This window comes from Dyadobacter luticola, from assembly GCF_005860805.1.
GTDB classification, from domain to species: domain Bacteria; phylum Bacteroidota; class Bacteroidia; order Cytophagales; family Spirosomataceae; genus Dyadobacter; species Dyadobacter luticola.
In genome coordinates this window covers 90,524-103,312 of sequence record NZ_VCEJ01000008.1, presented here as the reverse complement: position 1 = coordinate 103,312, position 12,789 = coordinate 90,524, and the positions used below count along the sequence as shown (strand labels likewise).

At 47.7% G+C, this 12,789-nt stretch carries 8 protein-coding genes; 4 read left to right on the top strand and 4 right to left on the bottom strand.

All coding sequences use genetic code 11. From position 1 onward, the window contains the following. Nucleotides 1–33: 33 nt before the first annotated feature. On the bottom strand, nucleotides 34–1,065 hold the full coding sequence (locus tag FEN17_RS24230) for a PorP/SprF family type IX secretion system membrane protein (RefSeq protein ID WP_138368002.1): 1,032 nt from the start codon (nucleotides 1,063–1,065) through the stop codon (nucleotides 34–36). Nucleotides 1,066–1,403: 338 nt separating this feature from the next. Between FEN17_RS24230 and FEN17_RS24225 the strand changes: the two genes are divergently transcribed. The 3 genes from FEN17_RS24225 to FEN17_RS24215 all read left to right on the top strand — a co-directional run bounded on the left by FEN17_RS24225 (nucleotide 1,404) and on the right by FEN17_RS24215 (nucleotide 5,761). Further along, entirely contained in the window at nucleotides 1,404–4,160 is a 2,757-nt protein-coding gene (locus FEN17_RS24225) for a PKD domain-containing protein (protein ID WP_229208977.1), read from the top strand. Nucleotides 4,161–4,225: 65 nt separating this feature from the next. Beyond that, nucleotides 4,226–5,251 carry a Holliday junction branch migration DNA helicase RuvB gene (gene ruvB / locus FEN17_RS24220; RefSeq protein WP_138368001.1) on the top strand — a complete coding sequence of 342 codons (1,026 nt, stop codon included), beginning with the start codon at nucleotides 4,226–4,228 and terminating at the stop codon, nucleotides 5,249–5,251. A gap of 84 nt (nucleotides 5,252–5,335) precedes the next feature. Then, on the top strand, nucleotides 5,336–5,761 hold the full coding sequence (locus FEN17_RS24215) for a (deoxy)nucleoside triphosphate pyrophosphohydrolase (protein ID WP_138368000.1): 426 nt from the start codon (nucleotides 5,336–5,338) through the stop codon (nucleotides 5,759–5,761). On the opposite strand, the gene FEN17_RS24210 is transcribed toward FEN17_RS24215, so the two are convergent. Continuing rightward, nucleotides 5,744–7,105 carry a dihydroorotase gene (locus tag FEN17_RS24210; protein ID WP_138367999.1) on the bottom strand — a complete coding sequence of 454 codons (1,362 nt, stop codon included), beginning with the start codon at nucleotides 7,103–7,105 and terminating at the stop codon, nucleotides 5,744–5,746. The two genes, FEN17_RS24215 and FEN17_RS24210, sit on opposite strands and share 18 nt — an antisense overlap. A 72-nt stretch (nucleotides 7,106–7,177) precedes the next feature. Between FEN17_RS24210 and FEN17_RS24205 the strand changes: the two genes are divergently transcribed. Further along, on the top strand, nucleotides 7,178–7,870 hold the full coding sequence (locus FEN17_RS24205) for a ComF family protein (protein ID WP_138367998.1): 693 nt from the start codon (nucleotides 7,178–7,180) through the stop codon (nucleotides 7,868–7,870). Between the two features lie 51 nt (nucleotides 7,871–7,921). Here the strand turns inward: FEN17_RS24205 and FEN17_RS24200 are convergent, their stop codons facing one another. Continuing rightward, complete coding sequence (locus FEN17_RS24200; RefSeq protein WP_138367997.1) at nucleotides 7,922–9,193, bottom strand: SUMF1/EgtB/PvdO family nonheme iron enzyme; 1,272 nt, start codon at nucleotides 9,191–9,193, stop codon at nucleotides 7,922–7,924. Between the two features lie 83 nt (nucleotides 9,194–9,276). After that, nucleotides 9,277–12,651: a transcription-repair coupling factor gene (mfd, locus tag FEN17_RS24195; protein ID WP_138368402.1), complete on the bottom strand. Its 3,375-nt coding sequence runs from the start codon at nucleotides 12,649–12,651 to the stop codon at nucleotides 9,277–9,279. Nucleotides 12,652–12,789: the final 138 nt, after the last annotated feature.

Sequence of the window (12,789 nt, the reverse complement as noted above, 5' to 3'; positions counted from 1 at the left end):
CCTATCCGGGGAGTATCAAAATTTTTGGAAGAATCAGAATTTGGGGCAGGATAGCTGTTTTTTGCTGCTTTTCGAGCGCTTCGGTTTTGGATCCAAAGGTGGGAAAATGTAGGAGAGCGAAATCTCGTGCGCGCCCCCGCTGCCTGCGCCTAATGTTGAAATAGTCAAATCGTAACTGTAACCGATCGAAAATTTATCCTGTCTGAAACCTGCTAGGAAAATCAGCGATTCGTGGTTATTAATGTTCTGAGCATATTTTTTAAAAGGAATTCCACGATACCAGGCACCCAGCACCAGCGGCTCGATCGTCACATACATTCCCGCGTCGAACTGGTCATACTTACCTTGTTTTTTGTACATAATTGCAGGAGAAATCGTCTTTTCCTTGTCAATTTCATCTCCCAAAAAAGTATATCCTGCAAAAGGAATGCGTAAACCCGCTTGCAAACTGGCCTTAAGGGGTAACCTTGCGTCGGTCAGTGACGAAAACGCCTGATTCGGCCGGTTCAAATGGTGCGCCGAAACCCCAGCCCAATACCAATCCGAATATAACATGGCCCCTGCACCAAAATCGGCATAAAAAACATTTGGCCCGCCTTTCGCGAAAGGATCCTGCGTAGGTTGTCCCGTCAAGCCGCCATTATCATATTGGTCCCCGAATGTCAAGCCAAAATAATCCAGTGTCCGCGAGGCAAAACCGCCCTGAATTCCCAGTCGCAGGGAAGTCATATCATTGATTTGCAGCTGATAAGAATATTGCAGTGCCACATCGGTGGATTTTAAATTTCCCAAACCCTGACTATCCATGGTCACCAACACCCCCACGCCGCTATTGAAATTGGAAAAAAAAGCATCAGCCCCAAAAGAAGTAGTTACAAAGTTGGCCGAAAGCGACGGCCACTGGTTGCGGTAGTTGATGGTGGCTCTTGGTGCAAGCGCCCCGCCAGCCAGTGCCGGGTTCAGGTATAGCGGATTGGCGTAAAATTGGGAGAACTGCGGGTCCTGGCTCCAACCTTTCAGGCAAAGTAGTGTCAGAAAAAAAAGGCAAAGTATACGCTTGCTCATATATTCAACATATCGCCGCTACCAAATTCGCGGTTGGTTAAGGGCCGTGAAAAAATGCCCGATTTTATTTAACAAAATATCTTCAAATTGCGTATTAATATTCAAATTAGAGAGGTTTTTACGACAATCGCCCACAAAATTTTAACATTTTAATTTCGTTAGTATTGTCGGGTAATCTGAATATCAAAAGCGGTGGATAGGGGTGTTTGAACAAGTAACGAAACATGGGTCGATTTTATAATAAGTACCAACAAAATTTTTGTTGTTTTTTCTTTCTTATACTGCTCTCCACAGTGTATGCGAAAGCGCAGACTCCGTTTCTGGTTCAGAACCAATGTATGCAAAATCCAGACTGCGCGGATTCCACTTCTTTCAGGGATACGCTTAGTACTGCTACTGCGTGGCGCTGGAATTTTGGAGAGGGTGGAGCGACGGATACGAGGCGAAATGCGCAACATTCTTATATGGCTCCCGGCAGCTATACTGTTACATTGGTGCGGACGGTTAGCGGTGGTGCAACGCAAACGGTCTCCAAAGTTATCCAGGTAGGCGAGCTTCCACCGCAATTTCAACAGTGGAAAACTGATACAACCATCTGCCCAGGCGATACATTAATCCTTGATCCTTACCCAAACGGTGCCCCTGAGGGTGCAAGATTCGTTTGGTACCCAAAAGGTGATACTACGCAAACATTGAATGTTGACAGTTCCGGATGTTATTCCGTGGAAGTGATTATGCCCAATGGTTGTAAAATCCAGGACCGGATCAATGTGAAGATATGTATGGAGCCGGCCAATCAGGAAGGCGCCAAGTGGTATTTTGGTGGAAATGCTGGTCTCGATTTTTCCAATAATCCGCCCACGCCGATCACAGACGGGAAACTGAATACGCCGGAAGGTACCTCGGCGATTGCGAATTCGAAGGGTCAGCTGCTCTTTTACTCCGACGGTATTACGGTCTGGAATAAAAACGGGGACGTCATGCCGTGTTTCAACGGGAAATGCGACCCGCTGAAAGGTAGCCCGAATTCCACCCAATCCGTCCTCATCGTCCCGCAACCGACCTGTAAGGGCTGCGAATACCTCTTTAATGTATTTACGACCTCCGATATTAATGGTGAAAAACTGTTAACCGTAAGTGTGGTAGACATGCGCCGCAACAACGGACTCGGCGCAATCATCGAACAAAACACCACATTACAGCAGCCTACCACCGAACGTATAGTCTCTGCACGTAATGACCGTGACAGCACTTACTGGGTCATTTCCCACGATTATGGCACCAATAAATTCCGGATTTTTCATGCTACTACCGGGGGTTTGGTAGAAACCAGCTCGCCAGCATTAGGCATGGCTCACGACAGCCTGAACAAGGCCGAAGGTTACATGAAATTTTCCTCTGCCGACAGCGCAACGGGTTTGCGGAGACTGGCGGTAATCATTCCGGGGCCGCCAAGAAATTATGTTGAGCTTTTCAATTTTGACGATTCCACGGGTGTCCTCACCTATGATAAAAAAATAGATCTCGGCCCGGCGCCGCCCACTGCGTACGGGATCGAATTTTCGCCCACCGGGGAAAAAATGTATATATCCTTCCAGGGGGAAAATGGCACGAGTTCCTATTTAAAACAATACGATTTAACATTACCAGACAGTCTGTTGGAGGAGACTGCGATCACCATTGACAGCTCCGCGACGCAAAAATTTGGCGCCTTACAATTTGGCTCCGACGGGCGAATTTATATGGCGATAGAGGGAAGTGAGTATCTGGCTGTCATCGGCGAGCCGGAGGGAAATTCGCTCACCGGGGTTGAATATGAGCGGGATGGCGTGAATCTGGGTGGTAAAAAGAGCCAGCTCGGTTTACCGAATATGGTGCAGGATTTCACACAGGAATCTTCCGGCCCTGGTTTTGAGGCGGACGGTTTTTGTACCAATGCGCCTACTACATTCCAGGCCAGCCCGATTTGCGATCCGATCGAAGATACTTATCAGTGGGATTTTTTGGGTGACGGAAGCTTCACCGCGCCTTCGAAACAACAAAAGGCTACCTATACTTACACGCAGCCAGGTACTTACATGGTACGTTTGCGGGCTACCAATAAATGTAAGGACACGACGATTATTCAGCCGGTGACGATTTATGAGACGCCTCCGCAGATCAGCCTCGGCCCGGACAAAGATACCTGCGGCAATTTTGTGCCGCTGGATATGAAAGTGCAGGCCGAAGTGTACGCCTGGATTCACCGCGGCAGAGTAGTTGGTCGCGCGAAAACTTATAATGCGATCGAAACCGGCCGGTACATTGCCGTCGCGTTCAATGGTCCGCAAGGCGAATGTTTCTCGGCCGATACCATCGAAATCACGCTCCGAAGACCGCCTGCATTTACGATCGGGCCAGATACGACATTATGCCGCGACAGCTCGATTGTTTTGACTGTTCAAAGTGAAAGGTGGATCGAGTTTAATTGGAGTACCGGCGAAAAAACCCGGGATGTGACCATCGGGCAGCCGGGAACGTACTTTGTCATTGTTAGAGATAGAAATGATTGTTTTAATTCTGATACGATCCAGGTTGGCGAGCTGCCTTCGCCGATCCTGAATCTCGCGCCTGAAAATGTGATCTGTATTCCTGACGGACAATCTGTTATCCTCGATGCAAATGGGGTCGGGCAGCTATCCTACCTCTGGCCGGCGTCCGGCGATACCACGCGAACAATTACCGTCAACCAGGAAGGGAAGTATGTGGTGCGTGCGACCAACCGGGAAGGTTGTGTTACGGAAAAGGCTACGGATGTGATCGATAAATGTGAGCCGCGCTTCTTTATTCCCGATGCATTTACGCCAGATGGGGAAGGTCATAATGAGATATTACAGATTTTCGGGGCTTATTATACCAATTTCCAGATCAGGATATACAACCGCTGGGGAGAGGTAATTTATGCAACTGATAACCTGGAAGACCGCTGGGACGGAACTTACAAAGGCCAGAAGGTACAGCCCGGCGCCTATCCTTATGTGCTGTCGTACGAGGCGCTTTATTACCCCGAGCGTGCCCCGATTACCAAGCGCGGGTCGGTGATGGTGATTCGATAATCCTTCTTTTTGCAGATTAAAACAGCTATTTTTGATTAAGTAAATGTTTTAATCTGCACTTCATTATGCGCCAGGATTACCTGTCCGGAGATAAAGAAAATCTTTCCAATACCGAAAAAGAAATTGAGCGGGCGCTGCGTCCGCTTAGTTTCGACGACTTTACCGGGCAGGACAAAATTCTCGAAAACCTGAAAGTTTTTGTACAAGCCGCCCGCCAGCGGGGCGATGCGCTCGACCACGTTTTGCTTCACGGACCTCCGGGATTGGGCAAAACAACATTATCCAATATTGTAGCAAATGAGCTGGGTTCAGGAATCAAAATTACCTCTGGCCCGGTACTAGACAAGCCGAGCGACCTGGCAGGTTTGCTGACCAACTTGCAGGAAAAAGACGTCCTGTTCATCGACGAAATCCACCGCCTGAATCCGATCGTGGAAGAGTACTTATACTCGGCGATGGAAGATTATAAAATTGACATCATGCTCGACAGCGGCCCAAACGCCCGCAGCATTCAGATCGGTCTCAATCCCTTTACATTAATCGGCGCTACAACCCGTGCGGGTATGCTCACCTCGCCACTGCGCGCCAGGTTCGGTATCAATGCCCGGCTGGAATATTACGATGCGCAACTGCTTTCGTCTATCCTGAAACGTTCCGCGGCAATCCTCGGCACGCCGCTGGAAGAAGATGCCGCTTTTGAGATCGCCCGTCGAAGCCGTGGTACGCCCCGGATCGCCAATAATCTGCTGCGCCGCACACGTGACTTTGCCCAGGTAAAAGGAAACGGACGCATTACAGTTGCAATTGCAGAAATGGCGCTGAAAGCATTGGACGTTGATCAAAATGGTCTTGATGAAATGGATAACCGTATTTTGACAACCATTATCCACAAATTCAAAGGCGGGCCGGTCGGTCTTTCGACGATTGCGACGGCTTGCGGCGAGGAAGCGGAGACGATTGAGGAAGTGTATGAGCCATTTCTAATCCAGGAGGGATATATGAAACGTACATCCAGAGGCCGCGAAGTGACTGAAAAAGCTTTCAAACACCTGGGAATTTTAAAAAATTACCGGTCGGGAGAATTGTTCTAATGTGTTGTGTTTGTGAACTTTTCGCAATCACGTGTAAATTAGAAATAGAAGTAGTATTTTTGCGGTAAATTACTGACCGCCTCTATGATTGAAGTACTTGTTTCCGAAAAGTTAGTTGTGCGAGTGCCTTGTGCTGTGATTGAACATAACGGAAAGGTACTTGCCGGCCAGCGCAGTCCAGCGCTTTCGTTTCCTCTAAAATGGGAATTTCCAGGGGGAAAAGCCGAGAAAAATGAATCCGACGAAGATGCCCTTAGTCGCGAAATCATGGAAGAACTGAATGTGGAAGTGGAGATCATTCACGAGCTTCCGGTTACTTCCAAAGATCAGGGCTGGCGTGAAATTATCCTTGTGCCGTTTGTCTGCCGCTTGAAATCTTACGAGATCACATTAACAGAACATGAGCAAATTCTGTGGCTCGAAGCTCCGGACCTGCCCTCACTGGACTGGACCGAAGCTGATTTAAATGTGATCGACAATTATTTTCAGTACCTAGCGGCTAAAAAGTAGCCTTTCCCCTTTCTTTTCTTCGTTGAAATTTCCGTTCTCGAAAACCAGATGACCTGAAACAAAGGTATGTGTAACCCGTGAGCCGAAATTCGTGCCCTCAAAAGGCGACCAGCCGCATTTGGCATAAATATTAGCCGGCTCCACCAGCGTATCAGCATTGGTATCCACCAGGATCAAGTCCGCGGCGTAACCTTCCCGGATATAACCCCGGTCTTTGATCTGAAAACAATCCGCCACCGCGTGGCTCATTTTCTCCACCACCCGCTCGATCGAAATTTTTCCCGCTTTGCTCAGTTCCAGCATGACATTCAATGTATGCTGAACCAAAGGTAACCCCGACGGCGCCTGCCAGTAGTGCTGGTTTTTCTCTTCCATGGTATGCGGTGCATGGTCGGTAGCGATGACGTCGATGCGATTATCCAGCACTGCCTGCAAAATTGCTTCCTTGTGGTGAGGCTGTTTGATAGCCGGGTTGCATTTGATTTTGTTGCCCAATGTATGGTAGTCTTCCGCGTCGAACCATAAATGATGCACGCAAGCCTCGGAGGTTACCAATTTTTTAGAACCGTCAGCAAGCAAAATCTGTCCGTTCTGGCGGATGCCCGGCTCGAACAAAACCACTTCGTCGCCTGTCGAAATGTGCAGGATATGTAGCCTGGTTTTATGTTTATGCGCCAGCGAGCTGGCGAATGTGGAGGAAATCAGGCAGGCATCTTCGTTGCGGATCAGCGCGTGAATGTTGTAGGGCACATCATTGCCGTACTTTTCTTTAAAATATTCCATGCGCGAACGTACCGTCGGCTCGTCCTCGCAATGTGTGGCGATGATGCAGGGTGCATTCGCAAATATTTTTTCCAAAACTTCCGGCGCATCCACCAGCATATTTCCGGTAGACGATCCCATAAATATCTTGATCCCGCAAACTTCCGCCGGATTGGTCTTCATCACCTCCTCATAATTATCGTTAGAGGCACCCATAAAAAATGAGTAATTGGCAAGGGATGTATTAGCGGCGATTTGGTATTTATCAGCCAGTAATTCCTGCGTCAATGTGTTGGGAACGGTGTTCGGCATCTCCATAAATGAGGTCACGCCGCCCGCTACCGCCGCCCTGGATTCTGTGTAAATGTTCGCTTTGTGCGTCAGTCCCGGCTCGCGGAAATGCACCTGGTCATCGATCACGCCCGGCATCAGGTACTTACCCTCCGCGTCGATTACCCTATCTGCCGGAGTGCTCTGCAAATCTTTTCCGATTTTTTTAATGTGACCATTTTCAATTAATACGTCTAAATCTTGAATGGTATTCTCATTTACAACAAGTGCATTAATGATCAGTGTCGTCATGTCCGGATAAGATTTTTGAACCACAAAGTTATTCAGCCACTCCGAAAATCAGTCACCTTAAACATTCAAAAAATGAACCTGCGAACATTCTTCCAAGATTTTACCGACCTCATATTCCCCCGCTGCTGCGAAGGCTGTGAAAAATCTTTGATCGGAAATGAAGAGACGATCTGCACGATTTGCCGCATTTCACTGCCCAGGATTGACAGGAATGGCTTGAACCAGGATGCGCTGCGCTACAAATTTGTCAATGTGCCCGAAATTGTCTTTTCACATGCATTTTTACTTTTTACTAAAAAAAGCAAAGTACAGAGGCTGCTCCATGCATTTAAATACAAAGGCAAAAAGGAAGTCGGGATCTTACTTGGAATCATGTTCGGGCAGGAAATGCTGGCTTCCGGTGAGCTGCCAGCCGCCGATCTGATCATCAGCGTCCCACTGCACGAGAAAAAGAAAAAATCGCGCGGCTATAACCAGAGCGACCTCTTGGCCGAAGGTTTTTCAAGTGTAACTGGGATCCCCTGGTCGGGAGATATCTTGCAGCGGGTCAAATACACCGAAACTCAGACCGGCAAAAGCAAAACCGAGCGGCGCGAGAATGTGAAAGGGGTTTTTGAAATAACAGGAAAAATCGACCAGAAAAGTATCATCATCATGGATGACGTACTCACCACCGGGGCCACGCTGGAAGAATGTGTGCAGACTTTAATCCAGGCTGGTTGCAATCAGTTTTTCATTCTCACAATCGCTTTGGCCGAGCATTAAAACAAAAAAAGCCGCTACGTGAAGTAGCGGCTCTAACAAATTCAGTTTCTATTATTCTTTGTGACTTCCAGTAGCGATCATTGCGCAACGGAAACCAACCATGGCAGTTGCCGAATCTTGCGCCATGTAGCGACGTGTACCTGGTGACAACCAGTAAGCTACATCAGCCCATGAACCACCTTTGAAAACCCTCAACTCATCATTCACCAGCGAGTTGCTATTTTTAGAGTCATAATTTTTAGCCTCATCCTGGTAACCGTTACGACGGAAAGAGTTCAAATCGTTTACGTCGGAGTTGGAAAGCGGACGATAAACGTCATATACCCACTCACTTACGTTACCAGCCATATCATACAAACCATTGTCATTGGCAGGATACGAGCGAATTTCCTGGGTAATGATCGCGCCATCGTTTGATTTACCTGCGATACCCGCATAGTCACCAGGACCGCGTTTGAAGTTGGCAAGCATTGTTCCTTGCTTACGTCCGCGAGGTTGACGCATGGTTGAACCATCCCATGGATAAATTCTTGAATTCGCCTGGTTTTCGTCAGAATATTGTGTTCCGATCATCGCCATCGCTGCATATTCAAATTCAGCTTCTGTTGGCAGACGGTACGGAGGCATTACATAGCCACTTTCGATTCTCAGCTGAGGTGCTGGTCCGGCAGCTTCCGCCACTGCTGCATCGGCAGCCGCAGCTTCTTTTTTCTTCTTGCCAAATGAAAATCCTTTTTTCTTCTTAGGACCCGAAGCAGCAGCACCGGCCGTGTTATTAGCCTGGCTTACGGCAGCTGTACGCCACTCGCAGTAATCATTTGCCTGAACCCATGACACACCTACTACCGGATAAAGACGGAAGCCCGGGTGGCGCAGGTACATCGTTACGTACGAATCGTTGAATGATAATTCGTTGTACCAAACATTGGTATCAGGAAGTGCCTTAGCGTAGAATTCTTCAGATGAATCTCTTTGAACTGCGTTTAGATATTCAAGATAATGGACGTTTGCCACTTCGGTCTGGTCCATATAAAAAGACTGGATACTGACCGTTCTTTTGGGATTATCCCTTCTGCTCATCACTTCCTCTTCCAGTGAGCCCATCGTAAAACGTCCTCCCTCTATATATACAAGGTCAGGACCTGCTGGCAAAGCTTTGTACTGCTTTACCTCGAAGCCATCTTTTCCATTGTAAGCCAAACCTGTTTTTGAACTGGTTTTTCCTGGCTTCAAGCTGGTAGGCCTCTTGTTCTTACTACATGAAGTAGCCGCTAATAACACAATCAACATCAACGCGATCGACCGGGTACCCATCTTTTGCATGCAAATCATTGCTTTAAAGTGACTTATTTGTTTGGTATTTATAGTATGCGAAACCGCAAATGTATGAAATCAATCGAAATATTTTAGGTCATCGCGACTGGTCCATTCGACCCCGTCATCTCCATCAGCATATTTCGCGCGTCGTCGATACTTTTCACATCTTCACAGATCAGGATCAATTTACCTTTTTGATCCTTTAATGCCATCTGTTTCGGGTGTTTTTTAATGTAATCTATCACCTGTCCGAACTTGGCCGACTGAAAGAATTCGTCATTCTGCGAAGTAACGAAGTAGCCTTTCATCGTATTGCTCTTCAAAGTTAGTTTTTCAAAGTGCAAAATCTCTGCTTCCCAGCGCAAACGGACGGTTTTTAGCAAATCAAGTACCTCCGACGGGATAGGCCCGAAACGGTCCTGGATCTCTACCTCGAATTTCCTGAGCTCCTCTTCCTTCTCGATATTGTCGAGGCGGGTATATAACGACAACCTTTCCGAAATATTTTTAACATACGTATCCGGAATTAATGTCGCAAAATCGGTCTCGATCTGCGTATCAGCCACCAGCTTCTGCGGAAGTCCCAAAGCGGTGGAAAACAGGTCTTTAAATTCATTGTTTTTCAATTCCTGCACCGCCTCGTCGAGCATTTTGTGGTAGAGCTCGTAGCCCAGATCATTCACAAAGCCGCTCTGCTCGGCACCAAGCAAATTCCCTGCGCCGCGAATGTCCAGATCGCGCATCGCTACTTTAAAACCGTCACCCAGCTCGGAAAACTCTTCCAGGGTCTGTAAACGTTTCCGCGAATCGCTGGCCAGTGTTGCCGACGAAGGTGTCAGTAAATAACAGAATGCCTTCCGGTTCGATCGCCCTACCCGGCCACGCATCTGGTGCAAGTCCGACAAACCGAACATGTGCGCCGAGTTGATAATGATCGTATTTGCATTCGCAATGTCGATACCGGACTCAATAATGTTGGTTGAAACCAGCACGTCATATTCGCCTTCGATAAAAGCTACCATCACTTTTTCCAGCTTGTCACCATCCATCTGCCCGTGCGCGACGCCAATTCTTACATCCGGTACCAGCCTCAATATAATGTTGGCGATCGACTCAATATCATTTACCCTATTATGCACAAAGAAAACCTGGCCTCCGCGGCGCACTTCGTAACTCACCGCATCGCGGATAAATTCTTCGCTGAATGTATGTACCTCCGTCGTAACCGGCTGACGATTAGGCGGTGGCGTAGCGATCACCGAAAGATCTCGCGCGCCCAGAAGCGAGAAGTGCAATGTTCTCGGGATCGGCGTGGCGGTCAACGTCAGTACGTCCACATTCACCCGCATTTCTTTCAACCGGTCTTTGGCTTTTACACCAAATTTTTGCTCTTCATCAATCACAAGCAGACCTAAATCCTTGAATTTTACATCTTTATTTAAAATTCGGTGCGTACCGATCAAAATGTCGATTTTCCCTTCCTCCACTTCCTTCAATGTTTCCTTGATCTGCTTGGGCGATTTGAAGCGGTTGATATAACCCACCGTCACCGGGAAATCCGACAATCGTTCGCTGAATGTCTTATAGTGCTGCATCGCGAGAATTGTGGTTGGTACCAAAACGGCTACCTGCTTACTATCACAAGCAGCTTTGAATGCTGCACGGATCGCGATTTCAGTTTTACCAAAACCCACATCCCCGCAAACCAGCCGGTCCATCGGGCTGCTTTTTTCCATATCCTCTTTTACACTCGACGTCGCGGTGGCCTGGTCGGGTGTATCTTCGTACAAAAAGGACGATTCCAGCTCGGCCTGCATATAATTATCCGGCGAGAATGGAAATCCGTGCGCCTGCCGGCGTTTGGCATACAGCTCTATCAGCTCGTGCGCAATGTCTTTCAGCTGCTTCTTAACCCGCGATTTTTTCGCTTCCCACTCGCCCGAGCCCAGCTTGCTCATCGCAGGCGGCGTACCTTCCTTGCCGGTATATTTAGCAATTTTGTGCAGGTTGTGCACACTCACATACAGCAAATCGTTGTCCCGGTAAATCAGCCTGATCGCCTCCTGCGGCGTCCCGTTCACATCTTCCTTGCGCTCCATACCGGCAAACCGGCCGATCCCATAATCGACGTGCGTGACGAAATCGCCTGGTTGTAAGGATTTTAGCTCTTTCAGCGTAATCGCCTTCGACTTGGAGAATTTCTCTTTCAGCCGGTATTTATAAAAACGGGCGAAAATCTGGTGATCGGTGTAGCAGGCGACTTTCACATTGTCATCCACAAAACCTTCCCGAAGCGAAGTATGCAGCGGCTGGAATTTTACAAAAGGATCCAGGTCCTCGAAGATCTTTTCCAGCCGGTCGAGTTGCTTGGGCTGCTCGGCAGAGATGATGTTGATATATCCTTTCGACTGATTTTCAGACAGATCCTCAATCAGTCTTTTAAAATCTTTATTAAAAGAAGGCTGCGGCTTGGCAGAATACGGCAGCTTCGATTCTGTTTTGAAATAATTCTTTTTACCAAATTCAACGGTTTTAAACAGCTTAATGTGGCTCAAAAATCCACGTCGCGTTTCAAAGAGATCCTGCGGGCTGGATACGATCTGCACCCCGCCGCCGGTCACTTCATGCAGGGCCTTTTCAGCTTTTTCAAAACAGTTCTCAATCACTTCCAAAGTCAGCTCCACATCTTTAAACCAGATCGTAGTATCCGACGGCAAAAAGCTCAAAAATGACTCCCGGGTTTCCTGGGACAACTTTTGCTGAATGTCAGGGACAATGTTGATCTGCTTGGAAGATTCAAGAGATAGCTGCGAATCCGGATCAAAAGAGCGGATACTTTCCACTTCGTCACCAAATAATTCAATGCGGAAAGGATGTTCGTTGGCAAAAGAAAAGACGTCGATAATCCCCCCGCGCACCGAAAATTGACCCGCTTCAAAAACGAAATCCGTGATCTCAAAACCGTAGTTTGAAAGAAATTCTGTCAGAAAAGCCTGGTCCAGTTTCTCCCCGACTTTCACCGAAAAAGTATTCGCTTTAAGTGACTTTTTATTGATTACTTTTTCAAACAAAGCCTCCGGATAAGTCACCACCTGCAAAGGCGTGGAGCGGCCCACATTGAGTTTGTTCAGGATTTCGCCGCGCATCAGCACATTGGCATTATCCACTTCCTCGTAGTGGTAGGGCCTTTTATAAGAAGTTGGGTAAAACAAAACCTCCGTTTTTCCGACCAGATTTTGAAAGTCATTCTGAAAATAAGCCGCCTCTTCACGATCGCTCAAAACGTAGAGTGCGGGACTTTTTTTCTTTTGCTGGATTGAAGCGGTCACCACAGCGTCCAGGCTTCCCACCAAACCTTTGATGTGAATGTGCGCAGCTTCCGGACCTTTTGAAGAAATCTGCGTATTCAGCAGATTGAGGTAAGTATCACCTCCGTATAGTGTTAATAAGTCTTTAACTTCCAATATTTCAATGTAATACGCGGCGACGGTGATCTCCGCAAGTGAATGTAAACGCAAAAAGCCGCTTCGGGTAATTTCCCGACCGGCAAAATTGATAACAACAGTTGTGCCACATTTGTTTAACTGCTGCCTCTGGGCGCA

What these genes read in the sequence shown, in the direction of transcription:
- FEN17_RS24215 (WP_138368000.1), top strand. Translation starts at nt 5,336, where the DNA reads ATGATTGAAGTACTTGTTTCCGAAAAGTTAGTTGTGCGAGTGCCTTGT.
- FEN17_RS24230 (WP_138368002.1), bottom strand. Translation starts at nt 1,065, where the DNA reads ATGAGCAAGCGTATACTTTGCCTTTTTTTTCTGACACTACTTTGCCTG.
- ruvB (WP_138368001.1), top strand. Translation starts at nt 4,226, where the DNA reads ATGCGCCAGGATTACCTGTCCGGAGATAAAGAAAATCTTTCCAATACC.
- FEN17_RS24210 (WP_138367999.1), bottom strand. Translation starts at nt 7,105, where the DNA reads ATGACGACACTGATCATTAATGCACTTGTTGTAAATGAGAATACCATT.
- FEN17_RS24205 (WP_138367998.1), top strand. Translation starts at nt 7,178, where the DNA reads ATGAACCTGCGAACATTCTTCCAAGATTTTACCGACCTCATATTCCCC.
- FEN17_RS24225 (WP_229208977.1), top strand. Translation starts at nt 1,404, where the DNA reads ATGCAAAATCCAGACTGCGCGGATTCCACTTCTTTCAGGGATACGCTT.
- FEN17_RS24200 (WP_138367997.1), bottom strand. Translation starts at nt 9,193, where the DNA reads ATGCAAAAGATGGGTACCCGGTCGATCGCGTTGATGTTGATTGTGTTA.